Raw genomic sequence first — 19,674 nt, 5'->3', positions numbered from 1 at the left:
CGATGCACCGGCTGCGCATAAAGGGATGTGGCTGGCGCAGAAAATGACTCCCGATTCGCTGAACCACGCGATGATCATGTGGGATGTGGACGGTGAGCTGAACCCCGCGGTCATGGAATCCGCGTTTCTGCACGTGATGGGCGAGGCGGAAGTCCTGCGCGTCAACTTCGTCGACGACGGCAGCGGGCTGCGGCTCGTGCCCCGGGAGTTGGGCGACTGGCGGCCGTTCTTCCTGGATCTCAGTGCCGAGGCCGACCCCGAGCAGGCTGCGCGCGAAACGCTGGCCGACATGGTGCGCCAGCCGTTCGATCTGGAGCAGGATCTGCTGTTCCGGCTGGGCGTGGTCAAACTGGCGGCAACCCGCTCGCTCGTGGTGATCGCCTACCACCACCTCATATCGGACGGGTACGGGGCGGCCGGCCTGCTGTCGCGGCGCCTCGCCGAGGTGTACACGGCGCTGGCGCAGGGGGCGAAGGCGCCGGAGCTGCCCCACCCGTGGGATGCCGAGTCGTTCACCACCGAGGCAGCGGATTACCAGGCCTCGCAGAAATTCGCCGACGACACGGAGTTCTGGCGCGACTACCTCAAGGACGCGCCCCCGCCCGCGCAGGTACCGCGCGTCGCCCTGTCCGAGTCGATGCGCTCCGCGCTCTCAGAACCGATGAGCAGCGCCGACCGCTGGTCGGAGGTGGCCGGTTCCATCGGCATGGTGAGCCGGACGCTGACCGTCCCGCGCGCCGAGGCGGACGCGTGGACCGAGGCCGCGAAGTCCATGGGCGTATGGATGTCGTCGATGCTGACCGCGGCCGCGGCGGCGTACTTCCGGCACCGCTGCGAACGTCCGGAGTTCCTTCTCTCGCTGGCCGTGGGCAACCGGTCCGGGGCGGCGAGCAGGACACCCGGTCTGGCCGTGAACGTGGTGCCGGTGCGGGCGAGTGTTCCGCTCGGTGCGACCCTCATGGAGATCACCGACGCGCTGGGCGACGAGACGTACGAGATCTTTGATCACATCGCCTGCCACTATTCCGAGATCCAGCGGGCGAGCGGAGCCGCCCTGAGCGGCCGCGGCACGTTCGGCGCCGTCATGAACGTCACCCAGTTCGCGGAGCAGCTCCACTTCGCCGACCACCCGGCACGCTACCTCTGCGCGACGACCGGGACGTTCGACGAACTGTCGATCGCCGTCGGCACCGACGGGAGCCCCGACAGCGACCTGTGCTTCCGGCTCGACGCCCCCGCGGGCCTGTACTCCCGCGAGGAGCTGAGCTTCATCGGCGCGGAGCTGATCGCCTACGTCCGTGCCGTGACGGCCGCCGACGCGCAGGCGCCGATCGGCGCCCTGGACGTACTGAGCGGTGCCGAGCGGGACCGGGTGGTGACGGCACCGAACGCCACGGACGTGCCGGTGCCGGGGCTGACGGTTCCCGAGCTCTTCGCCCGCCAGGTGGACCGGGCTCCCGACGCGGTCGCGGTGGTGTCCGGGGACGCGGCCGTCTCGTACCGGGAGTTGGACGAGCGGTCGAGCCGCGTCGCCGAGGCGCTGCGGCGTCGGGATGTCGGCCCGGAGGTGGTCGTGGCGGTGGCGATGCCGCGATCGGCGGACCTGGCCGTCGCCCTGCTGGGAGTGGCGAAGGCGGGCGGAGCGTACCTGCCGATCGACCCCACGTTCCCGGCGGAGCGGGTCACGCCGGTGGTCAGGGACTCCTCGGCGCGCGTACTGCTCACCGATGCGACGACAGCCGAAGCGCTCTCCGCCGATCTGGGCGTTCAGGCGATCCTGTTCGACGACATCTGCTCGGACCCCGCCGACGGTGACGGTGACGGTGTGCGGGAGGTTCCGGTCCCGGTGCACCGGGACAACCTGCTGGCCGTGATGTACGGCTCCGAGCCGACCGGCTCGGCCACAGGAATCGCCGTGACGCACCGGAACATGGAGCGGTTCGTCCTGGACAGCCTCTGGCAAGAAGGCGGCCGCAGCACCGTCCTGTGGCATGCGCCGTACACCTGCGACGGGCTCGCCCTCGAATTGTGGGTGCCTCTGCTGAACGGCGGCCAGGTGGTCGTGGCTCCTGCGGGAGGACTGGACATCGAGGCGCTGCCCGAGTTGCGGACAGCGAACCAGATTTCCACGCTGTGGCTGCCCGCGGCCCAGTTCTCGGCGATCGCGGCACAACGCCCCGAGTGCCTCGCCGGGTTGAGCGAGGTGTGGACCGGTGGTGACCGAGTGCCCGCGGCCGCGCTGCGACGGGTACGCGAGGCCTGCCCCGAGCTGACGATCGTCAACGGCCACGGCCCGACGGAAACGGCGGTGTTCACCGCATGCCACCGCCTGGCCGCGAACGAACCGGTGCACCACACGGGCGCCGCGGTCGGCCGCCCGACGGACAACACCGCCCTCTACGTGCTGGGCCCGGGGCTGGCGCCCGTCCCCGTGGGCGTGACCGGAGAGCTGTACGTCGCCGGGCCCGGTGTGACACGTGGCTGTGCCGGGCGCCCCGGGCAGACCGCGGAGCGGTTCGTGCCCTGCCCGTTCGGTCCGTCCGGCGGGCTCATGTACCGCACCGGGGACCGCGTGCGGTGGGCGGCCGAAGGGCAACTCGAGTACGTGGGCCGGGCCGACGCCCAGGCGGAGATCCGTGGAATCCGGGTCGAAGTGGCCGAGGTCGAGGAGGCGCTGTCCGAGCACACCCAACTGGCGCAGTCGGTCGTGGTCGCAGGCACGGACGACTCCGGCCAGCAGCGACTGGTGGCCTACGTGGTCCCGGTGGGCGGCCCCGAGGCCGGACCTTCGGCCGAGGAACTGCGTCGGTTCGCCTTGGGACGGTTGCCGGAATACGTGGTGCCGTCGGTGTTCGTGCCGCTGGAACACCTGCCGGTGACGGCCGGCGGACGGCTGGCCCTGGCGTCGCTGCCGGACCCGGCGTTCGACGACGAGAAGTACCGGGCACCGCGCAACCACACCGAGCGGCTTCTGACCAAGGCATTCGCGGACGCCCTCGAGTTGGACCGGGTGGGCATCGACGACGACTTCTTCGACCTCGGCGGCAACTCGCTGCGGGCCATCAGACTCGTCGGGCTGATCCGGGCGGAGCTGAGCCAAGAGGTCTCCATCCGCACGCTGTTCGCCGTACGCACCGTCGCGGGTCTGTCCGACACGTGGAAGGACCTCACCCAGTCCAGCAGGCCCACGCTGCGCAGGAGGACGAAGGACGGCGAAGTCCTCTGAGCGGGCCGTGGCCGATGAGGAGGACTGCGCGGGCCGCGAGCAGGTACGTGCAGGCGCGTTGACGGCGTCACAGGTGCAGGGCAACGAGGAGGAGATCAAGGTGGGGCACACCGGCATGGACACGGATGTGGTGATCGCGGGCGCCGGACCGACGGGCTTGATGCTCGCCTGCGAGCTGCGCCTTGCGGGCGTCGACGTGGTGGTGGTCGATCGGCTCGCGGAGCCGACGGGCGAATCGAGGGCGGGCGGGATGCACTCGCGCACCCTGGAGGTGCTCGACCAGCGTGGAGTCCTGGACCGCTTCCTGGCGGTCGGCGAACTGCAGGGGGTCGGTCACTTCTCCGGCCTCCGGCTGGAATTCGACGAGTCCGAGTCCCGCCACCCCTACCCGCTGATGATCCTTCAGTCCACCATCGAACGGCTCCTGGAGGAGTGGGCCGCCGAGCTCGACGTACGAGTGCGCCGGTCGTCCGAGGTGTGCGGGATCCGCCAGGACGAGTTCGGCGTGGCGGTCGAGCTGCGTACGGATCAGACGGCACCGGAGACGCTGCGCGCCCGCTACCTCGTGGGCTGCGACGGCGGGCGCAGCACGGTGCGCAAACTGACGGGCATCGACTTCCCCGGAACCCCGGCGACGATGACCTCGCTGATCGGCGACGTCGAACTCCCCGATCTGCCCGAGGACTACATCTGGGGGCGGCGCTGTCCGGGCGGGGACTACTCGGTGATCGCCTTCGAGCCGGGCTGGTACCGGGTGATCACAACCGAGCACGGCGGCGTCGCGGACCGCGACGAACCCACGACGTTCGAACAGCTCCGGGAGTCGCTGGTCAGAATCGCGGGCACGGACTACGGCATGCACAGCCCGCGGTGGGTCTCCCGGTTCAGCGACGCCGCACGGCAGGCCGCCCGGTACAGGAAGGGCCGCGTGCTGCTCGCCGGCGACGCGGCACACATCCACTTCCCGGCCGGCGGGCAAGGGCTGAACATGGGCGTGCAGGACGCGGTCAACCTCGGCTGGAAGCTCGCCTCGACGGTGCGCGGCCAGGCACCCGTGAGCCTCCTGGACAGCTACCACACCGAACGCCACCCCGTCGGGGAGCGCGTGCTGCACAACACCCGGGCCCAGGCGGCCCTGGCCCGCCCCGGCGCCCATACGGACGCGCTGCGCGACGTGTTCGCCGCGCTCATCGTGTCCGATGACGTCAACCAGTATCTGCGCGGCATGCTCACGGCACTGGACATCCGCTACCCGGCCGACGGCGACCACCTGCTGGCGGGCCGCCGGGTCCCCGACGCCGACCTCAAGACGGCTGACGGCGCCACCCGCGTCTACGAGCTGCTGCACGCCGCCCGCCCCGTACTGCTCGATCTGCGCGGCAGCGCCCAAGTGGCGTCCGCCGCCGAGGGCTGGGCCGATCGCGTCGACCTCGTCGAGGCGCGGAGCGAGGACGACCACTGGCCCGTCCCGGCCGTCGGCGAGATCCCCGCTCCCACCGCGCTCCTCATCCGCCCCGACGGCCATGTCGCCTGGGCAGCCGTCGGCGCGCCCGATGTCAACGCGCTCCGGACGGCCCTCGCCACCTGGTTCGGACCGGCTGCATCGGCACCCGCAAGACGGGCATAGCGGGCATCCGGAGCGAGGCAGAAGCCGTCAGGCAGGAAGGGACGGACCTTGTACGTATGCGTGTCCCGCCGACGGGACACGCATGGCCGGGCCCCGAAGATGCGCAGATACAAGGCGTGCGTCGGCTGAGGCCGAATTACTTGAATGGTTCATCGAGATGCGAACAACGCATCGCACATCCACGCCATCTGGAGAATTCAATGAGTGATCGTGCACACGAGACCTACGACGTGGTCGGTATCGGCTTCGGTCCTTCCAACCTGTCACTCGCCATCGCCCTGGAAGAACACCGGGCGAAAAGTCCGGAGAATGAGATCAGCTCCCTCTTCTTGGAGCGTCAGTCGTCGTTCGGCTGGCACCGAAACATGCTGCTGCCGTCGGCGACCATGCAGATATCCTTTCTCAAGGACCTGGTCACCTTCCGCAATCCGACGTCGAGTTTCAGCTTCATCGCGTATCTGCACGCGTCGGGCCGGCTCCCGCAGTTCGTCAACAACCAGGACTTCTTCCCCACGCGCCAGGAGTTCCACCAGTACCTCGAGTGGGCGCAGTCACGAGTGGCCGATCGCATCGCGTACAACTCGGAGGTGACGTCGGTCCGGCTGCCGCCCGGCGGCGTTGCGGAGGCGTCGGACCGGCTGCGCCTCGAGGTGGCGGACGCCACCGGCCGGACCAGCCGCGTGGTCGAGGCACGCAACGTAGTGATCTCGACGGGCCTCGTCCCGAACATGCCCGAGGGAGCCGAGCGCGACGACCGCGTATGGCACAGCTCCGAGTTCCTCGCGAAATACCGCCGCACGGACCCCGGGGAGCTGCGTCGGGTGGCGGTGGTCGGAGCGGGCCAGAGCGCTGCCGAGATCACCAGGTTCCTGTACGACGAGCTTCCGCACGCCGAGGTGTCGGCGATCATCCCGTCCTACGGCTACTCCGTCGCGGACGACACCCCCTTCGCCAATCAGATCTTCGACCCCGGGGCAGTCGACGACTACTACTTCGGCACCGAGCAGACGCGCGAGGCGTTCTGGCGCTACCACCGCAACACGAATTACTCCGTCGTTGACGACGACGTCATCAGGGACCTGTACCGCAGGTCGTACGACGAGGAGGTACGCAGTGTCCGGCGCCTTCAGTTCCTCAACCTGACGAGGGTCACCGGCGTGAAGCGCGTCGGCGAAGAGACCCGTGTCTCCCTGCAGGTGGGCCCCGACGCCGAGGTGCGCGAACTCGACTTCGACGTACTCGTCTGCGCGACCGGCTACAACACGATGCAACCCACGGGCCTGCTCGGTGAGCTCGACCGTCACTGCCTGCGCGACGAGGCGGGCCGATACCGGGTGGAGCGGGACTACCGCATCGTCACCGCTCCAGAAATGCCGTGCGGCATCTATGTCCAGGGCGGCACCGAACACACCCACGGCCTGACCTCCTCCCTGCTGTCGAACATCGCTGTACGAAGCGGCGAGATCGCCGATTCGCTCGTCGCCCGGTGTGCGGGGCGCAACGCCGAACACGCCGTCCTCGCCGAGGTCGGAGGGGACATTCGCTGAAGGCGACGCCATCCCGGTGGGCCGGGATGGCGTAGACCCGTGGATCGCCGATCGTGCTGATCCCTACCTGCCTCCAGCATGCGGAAAGGGAGTTCGGATGAGCAGTCCGGTGCAAGAGCGGTGGATACGCCGCTTCCGTGATGACGACGCGTGCGGGACGAAACTCGTCTGCTTCCCCCATGCCGGCGGCTGGGCGAGTGCGTACCGCACCTGGCCCCTTGGGCTGCCGTCGGACACCGGCGTACTCGCCGTCCGGTACCCGGGCCGGGAGGACCGGCACGGCGATCCGTTCGCGTCGGGCCTCGAGGCCCTCGCGGACGACATCGCCGATGCGCTCGGCGAGCTGACACGGCACCGGTTGGTGCTCTTCGGTCACAGCATGGGGGCTTCGGTGGCGCATGAGGTGGCGCTGCGCCTCCAGCAGCGGGGGTGTCCGCCGGCCGCCTTGTGCGTGTCCGGCAGACGTCCGCCGCATGCGCTGGAGGGCATGCGGAAGCTCAGCGGCACGGACGAGGAGATCATCGCCGACGTCCTGCGCTTCGACGAGAGCCGTGCCCCGGTCTTCGAGGACCCTGAGTTGCGGGACATCGTGCTCCCCGCGGTGCGCGCGGACTACGGGCTGGTCGACGACTATCGCGGTGGCCGCCGCCCTCCGCTCGACTGCCCCGTGTACGGCTACACCGGTGACGACGATCCCGAAGTGACCCCGGAGCAGATGCGCGACTGGGCGGACACGACGCATGACGACTTCCGGCTCCGGGTGCTGCCCGGTGGGCATTTCTACCTCATAGCCGAGGAGGCTGCCCTGCTCGCGGACATGAGTGACGTCCTGAGTCGTCTCAAATCCCGTACGCAGGCCGCCTCTTGAGGTGATTGACGCGGGGCCGAGAATGTCTGGTGCACGCGCGGTGCACGGCTGAGGCCGGTTTCATTCCGCGCCGGAACGCTCCACCACGACGTCGCCGATCACGGTCCGGGCCTGGACGAACACGACCTGGGCGGACTGCTCGTGCGTTGCCAGGAGCGAGAGGGCCGTGGAGACCGTGCCCGCGGCGGAGTCGAGCAACAAGCGGGCGCCGCTGGTCTCGGCCACACCGACCCGGATGCTGCCGAACGTAGTGGCGCCGATCATGGACCCTTGCCTCATCTCCCCGACGTCGATGTCCCCGTGGATCGTCCGGACCTCCACGTCGTCATGCGCCCGCCCGATCCAGATGGCCCCTTGCTCGGCGTACAGGCAGGCGATGCCACGCACTTCTTCCACAGTCGCGTCGCCCTCGCCCTTCGCGCTGATCGTGGCGCTGCCCTCGACCAGCCCCAGACGAACGTCGCCATGGTCCGCCGTGGCCTCGACGGTGCCGACCGCACGGTCGACCGTGATGTCACCGAGCGCGGCGACGAGTTGCAGGCTGCCGGTACGGTGGAGCCTGATGTGCCCCAGGCCCGTGTTGAGTCGGCACTCGCCCAGTTCTCCCGCACCGAGGAAGTCAGCCGCCATGCCCCGGCCGTGCAGGCTCGATCCGGTCGGCACGGCCAACACCACGATGACCGCGCCGCCGCCACCGCTGCCGCCCGGCTCCGGCACGTTCACGAGCAGTCGGCCGTCGGCATAGTCGATGCGCACCTGCTGCGCGGTCTGCACGTCGTCCGGGTCGTCGCCGTCGCACGGATACGCCTCGACCGTCGTGTCGGCGCGGTCGCTCGCCACGATCCGGACCTGGCCGCACACCAGGCTGAGCACCACCTGGACAGGTGAGGGCGTCGCGAACGTCGGCATGTCGGGCCGCCTTCGGGATGTCTGCGGCCGCCGGCCTGATGACGGCAGCCCGATTGACGCAAGGTCATGTTTCGTCGCGGGAGCTCTGTTTCGGTACCCCGGGGGCCACTGGGCACGGTCCCGTACCGCTGGGGAACTCGCTGGATCCTGGTCCGTCCGCACCACGTTTGACACCTGGCCCCTCGCCGTGCGCGCTTCGCATCGGACAGCGCGCGCCTTTTGCTGTCTGCTTCTTGGCGTTCAGGGTGCGTGCTTCTTCCGGCACTAGCCGGGCGAGAACCGGTGGGGCGGCCTGCGGTTCGGAGCGGAATTCTCCACTGACGCCATGTGGTGCCACATTAGCGCCATAACGGGATGTCCGCGCCCATGAGTTCGTGGAACTCCCTCTGGTAGCGAGCGGAATCGGTCACGGACGCTTGGTCGAGTCCCGGGAGCTGAGCCGATAGCAGGTCTCTGAAGGCGCGTCAGGCGATGAGATGACGCCAATATCAACTCACCTGGACCTCGCGGTCTCGACCGCTCGAAGGCCTCCAACGCACAATAAAATGGCGCGGGTTGGCGGTGGCGGTGGGGCCAGAGTGGTGTCAGTGTGGCGTGCTGCGGGATGGTGCATCGATGAGACCGTGCAGGCGCCGAAAGGTGTACGCGGCCGAGACGAGGGCCATGTGGTGATACCAGCCGGGGAACGAGCGCCCCTCGAAGTCGAGGAGCCCGAAGTGCTGCTCCATGGAATTGATGGCGTCCGCCGTCCCGGCGTGCAGCGCTGCGATCGAGCCGAGCTCCGCCAGGGTGTGGTGGGTGAGGTTGGTGAGCCACAGTGGGCCCGGATTGCCGGCGGGGTCCGTCTCGCTGAAGAGCCGGTAGGGAGCGCCTGGGGGGCCGCCTGCCAGACGGACGAGCGACGTCTGGAGGTGTGTGATGCGCTGCTGCTTGTCGGTCCGCCGGACGACGGCCGTCTCCGAGCTCTGGGCGGAGACCAGGGCCTTCGCGTCCGCCGGCGTGGAGGCGCCCTCGCCGATGGGCAGCACGGCGAGGTAAGGCGGCACGGCGACGACGAAGTCGCGGTGCCGCTTGGCGAGTCCGCGCAGCAGGTGCACCACGTCGGGTTCGTCACTCATGTCGACGAGGACGACGGAGGACGGAGAGTCCGAACGGGCCGCGAGCCGGTCGACGAGCCGGAGTGTGTCCGCCCACAGCGGCCGGTACTGCTCGCAGTCCGGTATCCGCGCGTCCCAGCGCCGTTCGGGGTCCTGCGTCCAGGTCGTCGACAGGTGCAGCCGCCAGTCGACGGGAAACTGGGCGTCGCCTATGCACAGGAACGAGCCCAGTCCCAGCTGGCAGTTGAGCGTACGGCCCGAGGCCAGGTCGAAGTGGCGGTGCACGCCCACCGACCGGTCACCGCGCTTGGGCAGGACGGCCCGGCCTATGGGCCAGACGGGCCCGGGGCGGCGGTCCGTCACCCAGTGGGTGAGTTCCTCCATGACCTCGTCGAAGCCCCACGGGCTGAGGCTGACGAACTGGCGCAGTGACTGCACGACGGACGGGTCGCGGGAGACCGCGGTGGCGAGCCGACGCACCGACTTCTTGCCCGATGTGACGAGCAGGGCCTTCAGATAGGCGTGGGCCCACTTGCGTTGATCAGTTCGGCGCAAACTCTTGAAGATTGTGCTGCTGAAACAATCCAGGGGCAGGTCCGAATTGATCGCATACGTCGCGCCCTCTGACGTCGACGAGGTGCCTGCTTGGGTCGTCTCCATGCCGCGATAACTCCCCCGACGTTACTGAGTGCTGTGGGGCGAGAGTGTAAATCGCACCTCAGGGTGGTGCCAACGGCCGAGAGATGGCTGACTCGTTATGGCTCCTCGGGTGACGCGTGGTCGCGGGGCGCTCGGCGGCAGGGTGACGGAGAGATTCCGCTTATCCTTTCAAGAGGTTGGCCGTTCGTTCACGCTGTAGGCGTGGGCAGGTGGATGTCACGTCGCAGGATCACGGCCTCGGCGCGCGCGGAGTGCGCGCGTCCGGCCGGTGGGGGTGGCGACTGAGGCGGGGCGTGGAACGTCCCGCGGACACCACGTAGTCGCAGTCCTGTACGCGTGCTCAAATCGCGCCAATCGGCGGACCTGAGCCACTCGGTAAGAGAAGCGCTCGAGCCCGGTATGAGTAGCGCTTGAGCCCAGTAAGAGTAGCGCTTGAGCTCGGTAAGAGAATCGCTCGAACTCTGTAAAGTAGTGCTCGGTGCCGCCCAGATGCTTGAACTGGCATCGATGTCAGGATCTACTCGGGAGAGCGGGAGTTGGCCTTCCCAGCCTCAACTGGGAATCGCGCAATGCCCGGTTCATTCAGGTTGTCAGTACTCAACTGCGAGTGGTGACAGCCGTATGGAAAGCGTTAAAAAACGGGGTGAACGCTTGCGTTGTTTGATGGGGGTCCACCTCGAAACCGCTCGGTCGTACGCGCGTTGAAACGGAGCCGTAATGACACAGCAGGTCGAGGAATGCAATGACTCCAAGGCAACCATGTTCGGTAGAACAGCAGAGACAGGGGAGAAGACCCGAAGGGCCGGCGGGGTGCAGTCGCGAGGTGATCAGGTACTCACCACAAAGGTGGGGCTGCACATACCCATAGGACTGGCCTTCGAGGAGTGGGAACGTGCCGGACGTCAGCTCTCCGGGCTGCTCAACTCGTCGTCCTGGTGGCTCGGGGACTGGCTCGTATACGGCAAGGACCACTATGCCGACCGCTATGAGCTGGGCATCCGTGCGGCTGGGCTCCAGTACCAGACGCTGCGCAACTACGCCTGGGTCTCCCGGCGGTTCGAAGTGCAACGGCGGCGGCAGGCGCTCAGCTTCCAGCACCATGCCGAGCTGGCGTCGCTGCACGTCGATGAGCAGGAGACCTGGCTCGATCGTGCCGAGCTGTTGAAGTGGAGCACCAAACAACTGCGCAATGCCATCAGGGCCCAGCGCGAGGGCGCCACGCAACAGACGGATGCGGTGGCGGCCACACGCCGGCTCGCCGTGCCCGACAGCCGGCTTCAGTGGTGGCATCAGGCGGCGGCCTTGGCCGGCGCCGAGTTGGGGGAGTGGGTGACGGCCACGCTCGACGCCGCCGCCGACCAGGTCCTGAAGGAGGTGGAGCAGCCGTTACCCCTCGAATGACGGGCTCATGGGCTCCGACCTGCACCACCCTCGCGTCGGAGGCGGGCAGGGGTGTCCGTCCGGAACGATGAAAGCCGTGGGTCCGCACACGCCAAGGGGTGCGGACCCGACGTCGTGGAGAGGACTGCTACGGCAGGCGGGTCATGAGCTCCGCGGTCTGTGCGTGCCGGGTGCAGCCGCGTCCGGCGAACGACTGAACCACCCGCTCACGAACGTCGGCACGCTGCTCCTGGCTGAGTTTGAACATTCCCTCGGCCTTGGTCACCCGGACCCGGAAAGCGCCGACGCCCGGCACTATCTTGCGGAAATAGCCGATGGATTCGGCCATGTCCCAGCTGTCGCCGAGCTCCTTCTCGAAGGCACGCACCGTCGCCTGGACGACGCCCAGCGTCTCCTCCGTCGACTCGATCTTCTCCACCACTCCATGCACATGCACCGAGGTGAAGTTCCATGTCGGTGCGGCCGGTGTGACGTCGTAGACGGTGGGTGAGACATAGGCGTGCGGACCGGTGAACGTCAGCAGGATCACCGTCCCTGTTTCCAGCGCCTTCCAGTGGGGATTGGCCCGGTTCATGTGACCCAGCAGAGGCAGGTCGGCCAGGTCGGAATTAGGCTCTCCCGTCCACTGGGGGTCGGTGATGACGGGAAGGTGGGTGGCAAATGGACCGTCAGCGGGATTTCCATTGCTGGCCATCAACGCCAGCGGGTTCTCGCGCATCAGGTCGAGCATCCACGAGACGTCCGGTTCTCGGTAGTGGCTGGGGACGAACATGCGGCACTCACCTTTCGGGGTACGAAGTGAACAGTGACGCTGCGGCGTCGAGGCCGCGAGGCGCGAATGCTGATGGGGCGAATAGTCGACGAAACCGCCGTACTGTCCTGTTGGCAGGACAACGGGGAAAGACTCGCCGGGGCCGGAAAGAGCAATACCGGGCGCATTGATTCGTGGTGAGTTTCCGTGCGACTCCAGAAAGAATTAGTGGAACGCGGGCGTGTGGTCAACCCGTGCGACGCGATATCTATGAGCCACTGCATGTGACGTTCGGCTTGAGTCGTACGTCTGGCTGGTGTCTGGTCGCGAGAAAGCGACAGTCTGGGTTGTGGGCTGTGTCGGACGAAATTCTGAGACCCCGCCTACGCATGAGCTGATGCTTTCCCCGTACGCGTGGCACTCTGAACCTGGCGTCAGCGAGGGATATCGGCCGCTGGGATCGATGGCCATGCCCCGCACGGTCGGCACCAGTTGGGCGCGTGCGGAAGTCGGGATTGAGGTGACCCGCGGCGGACGGTAGGGGGCCTCGCCCGCCGCGGCATTGCGATGGTCAAAGATCTCCGCGGAACAGTTCCACGATGACGGCCCACAGAGCGCGAACGCTCAGTGCGACTGCCACACGCGAAGCCACCTCACGTGCGAACTTTGACCGCTTGGTCGACGACTGGTCGGCCATATCTCCTCCTCCGGTGTAGGTGGGGCCGGGCCCGCCCGCCAATTGGCGTCGGACCCGGCCCCCTCCCCCCGATGCAGAGGTGAAGACCGCTTCAACTTACCTAGTGGCAACATGAGTTGGTAAGACGTGTGCCATGTGACGGAGGCCGCCCTGCCGCTTCGCGGTCCGGTCGCTGCGTCCGAAGCCTTGACAACTCCATTGGTCTGGACCAACTATGCGCACAGCAGCGGTGGCCACCGTCGTTCACTTCCGTCCTTCACCTCTCCCTGGAGGCATTCCGTGGACCGTGTACGGCAGGGCAGACCCGGCGTTCGCCGGAGATTCGGCGCAGCGATCGCCGTCGGTGCGGCCGCCGCACTCACCGTCACCGCACTCGCCGCGCCCGCGCAGTCGGCGGACGTCAAAGCGGCGTATACCAAGGCGGCCGACACCAACGCAGCGGACGTCAACGTTGCCAAGAACGCCGGGTTCGAGGCGGACCTGAGCAACTGGACCTGCGCCGCGAACAGCGGTGCCGCCGTGACCTCCCCCGTGCACGGCGGCACGAAGGCGCTCAGAGCCACCCCGTCGGGCCAGGGCACCGCCGAGTGTTCCCAGATCGTCTCGGTCAAGCCCAACTCAACGTACAAGCTGAGCAGTTGGGTGCAGGGTAGTTACGCCTACCTCGGTGCCCGTGGCACCGGCACCACCGACGTGTCGACCTGGACGCCGGGCAACTCGTCCTGGCAGCAGCTCTCCACCAGCTTCACGACCGGCGCGAACACCACATCGGTCACCGTGTACACGCACGGCTGGTACGGGCAGAGCGCGTACTACGTGGACGACGTGAGCGTCCTTGGGCCCGACGGGGGCGGCGGCACCGACCCGGTGGAGATACCGTCCGTGCCGGCCGGGCTCGCGGCGGGTACGGCGACGTCCACGTCCGTGGACCTGTCCTGGACCCCGGTGTCCACGGCCACCGGATACACCGTCTACCGCGACGGCACCAAGGTGGCCTCCGTCGGCGGCGCCTCCACGACCGTCACCGGTCTCACGCCGGACACCGCCTACAGCTTCCAGGTGAGCGCCTCGAACGGGGCGGGTGAGTCCGCGAAGTCGACGGCGGTGTCCGCTCGGACCGCCAAGGGCGGCGGCGGAGGCGGCGGCACCGTGCCCAAGCACGCGCTGACCGGCTACTGGCAGAACTTCGACAACGGCGCGACCGTGCAGAAGCTGCGGGACGTGTCGTCGCAGTACGACATCATCGCCGTCTCCTTCGCCGACGCCACCACCACGCCGGGCCAGATCACCTTCAACCTGGACCCCGCCGTCGGCTACTCCTCCACGGCGGACTTCAAGGCGGACATCGCCGCGAAGCGCGCGGCGGGCAAGTCCGTGATCCTCTCGGTCGGTGGAGAGAAGGGCACCATCTCGGTCAACAGCGACGCCTCCGCGACCGCTTTTGCGAACAGCGCCTACGCGCTGATGCAGGAGTACGGGTTCGACGGCGTCGACATCGACCTGGAGAACGGACTCAACCCCACCTACATGACCAAGGCGCTGCGCCAGCTCTCCGCGAAGGCGGGCTCGAAGATGGTGCTCACGATGGCGCCGCAGACCATCGACATGCAGTCCACGTCCGGCGGGTACTTCCAGACGGCGCTGAACGTGAAGGACATCCTCACGGTCGTCAACATGCAGTACTACAACAGCGGTTCGATGCTCGGCTGTGACGGCAAGGTCTACAGCCAGGGCAGCGTGGACTTCCTGACCGCGCTCGCCTGCATCCAGCTGGAGGGCGGCCTCGACCCGTCGCAGGTCGGGCTCGGCGTCCCGGCATCCACGCGCGCTGCCGGCAGCGGCTACGTGGCCCCGTCGGTCGTGAACAACGCCCTGGACTGCCTGACCCGGGGCACCGGTTGCGGTTCCTTCAAGCCGTCGAAGACGTACCCGGGGCTGCGGGGCGCCATGACGTGGTCCACGAACTGGGACGCGACGGCGGGCAGTACGTGGTCGAACTCCGTCGGCCCGAAGGTGCACGGCCTTCCGTAGCGTCCTTCGCGAATGTACGACCTGGCGGGGCGGGCAGACCGAACCACGGTCGGTCCCGTCCCGCCCAGGGTACTCATCGGCAAGGCCGCAGCATGTCAGGGCGTGAGGGGCCGCTGCGGGGAGCGGAGTACGAGCAAGGTGATCTCGCTGGGGGCGAAGATGCGGAACGGCGGGCCCCAGAAGCCGGTGCCGCGGCTGGTGTAGAGGAGGGTCCGGGTGCCGTGGCGGCTGAGGCCGGCCAGGGCGGGCTGGTCGATGCGGACGAGGTGGTGGAAGGGCCAGATCTGGCCGCCGTGGGTGTGGCCGGAGAGCTGGAGGTCGATGCCCTCTGCCGCGGCCCGGTCGACGAACTTGGGCTGGTGGGCCAGGAGCAGGACCGGCAGGTCGGGGTCGGCGCCGTTCAGGGCTCCGGCGAGGTGGGCGCGGTGGCCGGCCAGGCCCGAGGACTCGGCGGTGACGTCATCCACGCCGGCGACCACGAGGGTGTCGCCGCCGCGTTCGAGCAGCAGATGACGGTTGCGCAGCGGCTCCCAGCCCAACTCGTCCATCAGGTCGACCCAGCCCTGGGCCTCGCTGTAGTACTCGTGGTTTCCGGTGACGTAGACCCGGGCCCGGGTGGCGCGCACGGTGCCGAGCGGCGCGGCCTGGGCGCGGCGGCGTTCGGCCGTGCCGTCGGCGATGTCGCCGGTGTGGCAGACCAGATCGGCCTCCAGGGTGTTGACCGTCGCGCAGACCCGCTCCGACCAGCGGGCGCGGTCGAGCGGGCCGTAGTGGGTGTCGGTGATGAGCGCGACGCGGATGCCGTCCAATCCGGTGCCCAGACGCGGGAGTTGTACGTCGAGCTGGCGCACCCGTGGCACCCGGCGGGCCTCGGCGTACCCCCAGGCGAGCAGGACGGCGGCTGTGCCGAGGACCGCCCAGGTGACGATCCGGGCCCGGTACTGCCCGTCGCCTGCGCCGGCCAGGGTCAGGGCGAGGCGCAGCAGGACGCCGAGCAGGACGGACCAGGTGAACAGCACCCAGCTGACCCCGAGGAGGGTGTCCCCGACGATCGCCGCCCGGTCCTGCTGGCGCCTGCCGTGGCCGCGCATCATCGCGAGCGGCATGCCGATCAGACCGAGGACGAACAGGGCGGTGCCGCCAAGCGCCACGGGGAGCGGCCAGTGCTGTCCTGCGTGCAGCAGCACCCAGCAAGGCACGGTCCACAGCAGGAGGGGAGCGACCAAAGGGATGAGGCGCATCAGGCGGCGCAGTCGGCTCTGCTGGGTCGCATGCGCCGAACCGTCCGCGGATCGGGCCTCGCTGGTCTCGGTCACGCTTCGCCTCTTCAAGTAGTCGGACTGTCGACGCGCGCAATCTATCCGGTTGCCTCAGGAGACGTCTTGCCGGTCATGGAGCGAGCCCGCCGGCTGGAAGCCAAGCACCTCGCGCCCGCTGGGCGAACGCCGGGTGCCGACGTGCCGGAGCCCGGTCCTCGGCATGCGAGGACCGGGCTCCGGAGTCGGCCCCGAGGGCTCAGTCGCCCCGTGTCGGTATCGCCGCCGTCAACTCGGCAGCCATGGCGAGCGGGTTCTCCATGGGGGCCGAGTGGTTGCCCGGGATGGTGCGGTGCAGGAAACGATCCCGGGTCAGCTCCTGCCAGCCCTGCAGCGTTCCCTCCGGCAGGACTGGATCACCGGCCGCGGCGACGGCGACGACCGGCACGTCGAGCGGCGCACGCCGGTCGAGACGCAGCTTCTCCCGGTGGTCCTTGGCGAGTTCGACGTCGGCCCAGAGATTGCCGATGTACGCCTTCAGGATCTCGTCGTCCGCCAGCAACGCCTCGGGGAGCAGCCCGCGCAGTGCCTGCGCGGCCTCCCGGATGCCGCCCGTCCTGAGCACCTCGCCCACCTGCTCCAGGTCCTGCAGCACGGAGGGAACCTCGCTGTAGGGGGCGGGCGCGCAGGCGGGGACGAGCACCAGGGGCATGCCGTCCTGCGGCGCACCGATCCGGTGGGCGACCTCCCAGGCCAGCGAGGCGCCGTTGCTGTGCCCGTACAAAACGGTCGGCATGCCGGGCAGTTCGGCCAGCGCCCGCACGACGCCGTCGGCCACGGTGTCGACGTCTGCAAGCGGCGGCTCGTCGAAACGGTCCTCACGGCCGGCCATCTGGACGGCCAGCAGCTCGACGTCGTCCGGCAGATGACGGATCAGCGGGACGTGGGAGTCGGTGGTTCCGCCCAGGCCTGCGAACGCCACGATCCTGGCCCGGGCGGACGGGGCCGGCTTGAGGACACGGAGCCAGGGGGAGTCGGACAGATACGGGGACGCGCCGTTCGACGGGCGCCCGGACACACTCCGGGCCCCTGCCTCCACCGGAGCGGGCCGCCCCGTCATCTCCCGGAGGAGAGCCGCGGCCACTCCCAGGCTGCCGCCCTTGCCGAGGATGATCCGGGGCTCGAGCGCCACCCCCGTACGCCGGTCGAGTTCGGCCCGCAGCCGCACCGCCGCCAGCGAGTCCATGCCCAGCTGCTGAAGGGGCTGCTCCGCCGGGATGTCGGTGGTCCCGCAGGCGAGGACGGCTGCGGCCTCACCGCGCACCAGGCCGAGCAGGGTATGCACCCCCTCGTCTGCACCGAGCCCGGCCAGACGGCGCCGCAGCGCGGCAGGGCCCTGGTCGGCTCCACCGTCCTGCGCCTCCTGCCGCGACCCGCCCGGAGGTGTTACCGAGCCCTCGGCGGGCCGTACCGCGGCGAGCGCGGGCAGCAACTCGGACAGCCCCGCGAGCACCTGGTCGGAGGCCAGAGCCCCCAACGCGTCGACGACCTGCCGTGCATCGCCGCTGTGGACCGCGTCCCAGAACGCCTCCTCCGGCCGTGACACGCGCGCCGCGGACGGGGTGTCCAGCCAGTAGCGCTCGCGCTGGAAGGCGTACCCCGGAAGGGGCGCGACCTGTGCGGGCAGTTCCCCGAAGGCACGTGTCCAGTCCACCGGGTATCCGTGGGTGTGCAGGGCGCCGAGGCTGTGCAGCAGTGCGGACAGGCCGCCGCGTCCCCGTTGCAGGCTGCCGACCACCACGGCCCGGTCGCTGCCGGCGGCCAGTGGCATCGCGAGGACGGGGTGCGGGCCGACCTCGACGAACACGTCGTTGCCGTCCGCGAGGAGCCGCTGCTGCGCGAGATCGAGCCGGACCGGCTCCCGCAGGTTGCGGCACCAGTACTCCGCGTCGAGGCAACCGCCGTCCAGCAGGGTGCCGGTGACGGTGGAGTAGAAGGGGATCGAGGTGCCGCGCGGCCGGAGCGCGGAGAGTTCGGCCCGCAGCGTCGGCAGCAGGGCATCCATGTGGCGGCTGTGCGAGGCCACCGGCGCATCGAGGCCGCCGCAGACGACGTCTTCGTCGTCGAGCGCGCGTAGCAGTTCCGCCACGGCGTCCGCGTCCCCCGACACCGCCACCGACCCGGGGGTGTTCACGGCCGCCACGGAGATCGCACCGCCGAAGGGCGCGATCCGCTCGGCCACCTCGTCGAGGGGCAGTTCGATCACTGCCATGGCGCCCGTGCCGGCCACGTCGGCAAGCGCCCGGCTCCGCAGACGGACGACGCGGGCCCCCTCTTCGAGGGTGAGTGCGCCCGCGACGACCGCCGCGGCGATCTCGCCCTGGCTGTGCCCGACCACCGCGTCGGGTTCCACACCCAGCTCGCCCCAGGCCGCCGCCAGCGACACGTACAGGGTGAACATCACCGGCTGAAGGACGTCCAGTCGGTCCGCGGAGAGCTCCGGCGCACCGCGGCCGTGCAGCACATCGAGGACCGACCAGCCGGTCAGTGGCCGCAGAGCCGCGTCGCACCGGCGTGCCGCGTCGGCGAACGCAGGTGACTGGCCCAGGAGTTCACGTCCCATTCCCTCCCAGTCGCCGCCCTGGCCGGGGAACACGAACACGGTCCGGCCGCGGGCCGCCGCCGTGCCGCGCACCAAGCCGTGGTGCGAGCGACCCTCGGCGAGCGCCGCGAGTCCGTCGATCAGCTCGGCGGTGCTCGTGGCGGTCACGCTCGCCCGCTCGGCGAAGTGGGTACGGCGTTCGGCCGCCGTACGCGCCAGAGTCGGCAGCGGCAGCGTCGGATGCTCGCGCAGCCAGGACGCCCAGCGCCCCGCCTGCTCGGCGAGCGCCGCCCCGTCACGGGCGGAGACGACCACGGGCAGCGCGTCGGGCTCCACGGACTCCGGGCGCCTCGCGGGTGCTTCGACCGATGCGGGTGCTTCTTCGAGGATGAGGTGGGCGTTGGTGCCGCCGATGCCGAAGGCGGAGACGCCTGCGCGGCGGGGTGTGGTGGTGGTTGGCCAGGGGGTGAGGTGGGTGTTGATGTGGAAGAGGTGGGGGTTGAGGTTCATGTGGGGGTTGGGGTTTTGGTAGTGGAGGGTGGGGACGAGTTCGCGGTGGTGGAGGCTGAGGGTGGTTTTGATGAGTCCGGCGATTCCGGCGGTGGTGTCGGTGTGGCCGATGTTGGTTTTTACGGAGCCGATGGCGCAGGGTTGGGTGCGGGGGTGGGGGGCGAAGGTTTCTTGGAGGGCTTGGATTTCGATGGGGTCGCCGAGGGGGGTGGCGGTGCCGTGGGCTTCGATGAGGGTGATGGTGTCGGGGGTGGTGTGGGCGTTGTGGTGTGCGGCGGTGATGACGCGTGCTTGGCCGGTGGTGCTGGGGGCCATGAAGGCGACTTTGTCGGCGCCGTCGTTGTTGATGGCGCTGCCGCGGATGACGGCGTAGATGGTGTCGCCTGCGGCGAGGGCGTCGGAGAGCCTGCGCAGCACCACCACCCCCACACCGTCACTGCCCACGGTGCCGTCGCCTTCCGCGTCGAAGGCGCGGCAGACTCCGTCCCTGGA

The 19,674-nt window shown here is 69.2% G+C and carries 11 protein-coding genes (1 of these 11 cut by a window edge); 6 read left to right on the top strand and 5 right to left on the bottom strand.

The features are described from left to right. The first annotated feature begins 25 nt into the window (after window positions 1–25). From M4V62_RS00670 to M4V62_RS00655, 4 genes are all read left to right on the top strand, one after another. Window positions 26–3,226: a non-ribosomal peptide synthetase gene (locus M4V62_RS00670; RefSeq protein ID WP_283779058.1), complete on the top strand. Its 3,201-nt coding sequence runs from the start codon at window positions 26–28 to the stop codon at window positions 3,224–3,226. A gap of 7 nt (window positions 3,227–3,233) precedes the next feature. Next, window positions 3,234–4,853, top strand: a complete 1,620-nt coding sequence (locus tag M4V62_RS00665) for an FAD-dependent monooxygenase (RefSeq protein WP_249585205.1) — start codon at window positions 3,234–3,236, stop codon at window positions 4,851–4,853. A gap of 200 nt (window positions 4,854–5,053) precedes the next feature. Next, on the top strand, window positions 5,054–6,400 hold the full coding sequence (locus M4V62_RS00660; RefSeq protein WP_249585204.1) for a lysine N(6)-hydroxylase/L-ornithine N(5)-oxygenase family protein: 1,347 nt from the start codon (window positions 5,054–5,056) through the stop codon (window positions 6,398–6,400). A gap of 97 nt (window positions 6,401–6,497) precedes the next feature. Next, a complete protein-coding gene (locus M4V62_RS00655) occupies window positions 6,498–7,268 on the top strand; it encodes a thioesterase II family protein (protein ID WP_249585203.1) in 771 nt (256 codons plus the stop codon). 60 nt (window positions 7,269–7,328) lie between these two features. Here M4V62_RS00655 and M4V62_RS00650 read toward each other — a convergent pair whose 3' ends face one another. Next, complete coding sequence (locus tag M4V62_RS00650) at window positions 7,329–8,177, bottom strand: DUF4097 family beta strand repeat-containing protein (protein ID WP_249585202.1); 849 nt, start codon at window positions 8,175–8,177, stop codon at window positions 7,329–7,331. 584 nt (window positions 8,178–8,761) lie between these two features. Continuing rightward, window positions 8,762–9,934 (bottom strand): IS701 family transposase, encoded by a 1,173-nt coding sequence (locus M4V62_RS00645; protein ID WP_425575267.1) that lies wholly within the window; start codon window positions 9,932–9,934, stop codon window positions 8,762–8,764. Between the two features lie 717 nt (window positions 9,935–10,651). Here M4V62_RS00645 and M4V62_RS00640 point away from each other — a divergent pair. Then, window positions 10,652–11,335 (top strand): LmbU family transcriptional regulator, encoded by a 684-nt coding sequence (locus tag M4V62_RS00640; protein WP_249585200.1) that lies wholly within the window; start codon window positions 10,652–10,654, stop codon window positions 11,333–11,335. A gap of 127 nt (window positions 11,336–11,462) precedes the next feature. Here M4V62_RS00640 and M4V62_RS00635 read toward each other — a convergent pair whose 3' ends face one another. Then, window positions 11,463–12,107 (bottom strand): FMN-binding negative transcriptional regulator, encoded by a 645-nt coding sequence (locus M4V62_RS00635; RefSeq protein WP_249585199.1) that lies wholly within the window; start codon window positions 12,105–12,107, stop codon window positions 11,463–11,465. Window positions 12,108–13,062: 955 nt separating this feature from the next. On the opposite strand from M4V62_RS00635, the gene M4V62_RS00630 reads away from it, so the two are divergent. Then, complete coding sequence (locus tag M4V62_RS00630; RefSeq protein WP_344646423.1) at window positions 13,063–14,814, top strand: chitinase; 1,752 nt, start codon at window positions 13,063–13,065, stop codon at window positions 14,812–14,814. Window positions 14,815–14,909: 95 nt separating this feature from the next. Here M4V62_RS00630 and M4V62_RS00625 read toward each other — a convergent pair whose 3' ends face one another. Next, window positions 14,910–16,130 (bottom strand): metallophosphoesterase, encoded by a 1,221-nt coding sequence (locus M4V62_RS00625; protein WP_249585198.1) that lies wholly within the window; start codon window positions 16,128–16,130, stop codon window positions 14,910–14,912. A gap of 199 nt (window positions 16,131–16,329) precedes the next feature. Further along, on the bottom strand, window positions 16,330–19,674 hold the 3' end of the coding sequence (locus M4V62_RS00620) for a non-ribosomal peptide synthetase/type I polyketide synthase (protein ID WP_249585197.1). The gene runs 14,694 nt beyond the window's last position; 3,345 of the gene's 18,039 nt are visible here — the last part of the coding sequence; its start codon lies off the right edge, out of view; the stop codon is at window positions 16,330–16,332.

It is taken from the genome of Streptomyces durmitorensis, from assembly GCF_023498005.1.
Classification (GTDB): Bacteria; Actinomycetota; Actinomycetes; order Streptomycetales; family Streptomycetaceae; genus Streptomyces; species Streptomyces durmitorensis.
The sequence above is the reverse complement of the archived record's forward strand: the minus strand, read 5'-3'. Positions and strand labels throughout refer to the sequence as shown.

Excerpts from the sequence above, each read along its gene's own strand:
- M4V62_RS00670 (WP_283779058.1), top strand. The coding sequence starts at position 26 with ATGTGGCTGGCGCAGAAAATGACTCCCGATTCGCTGAACCACGCGATG.
- M4V62_RS00660 (WP_249585204.1), top strand. The coding sequence starts at position 5,054 with ATGAGTGATCGTGCACACGAGACCTACGACGTGGTCGGTATCGGCTTC.
- M4V62_RS00655 (WP_249585203.1), top strand. The coding sequence starts at position 6,498 with ATGAGCAGTCCGGTGCAAGAGCGGTGGATACGCCGCTTCCGTGATGAC.
- M4V62_RS00650 (WP_249585202.1), bottom strand. The coding sequence starts at position 8,177 with ATGCCGACGTTCGCGACGCCCTCACCTGTCCAGGTGGTGCTCAGCCTG.
- M4V62_RS00645 (WP_425575267.1), bottom strand. The coding sequence starts at position 9,934 with ATGGAGACGACCCAAGCAGGCACCTCGTCGACGTCAGAGGGCGCGACG.
- M4V62_RS00640 (WP_249585200.1), top strand. The coding sequence starts at position 10,652 with ATGACACAGCAGGTCGAGGAATGCAATGACTCCAAGGCAACCATGTTC.
- M4V62_RS00635 (WP_249585199.1), bottom strand. The coding sequence starts at position 12,107 with ATGTTCGTCCCCAGCCACTACCGAGAACCGGACGTCTCGTGGATGCTC.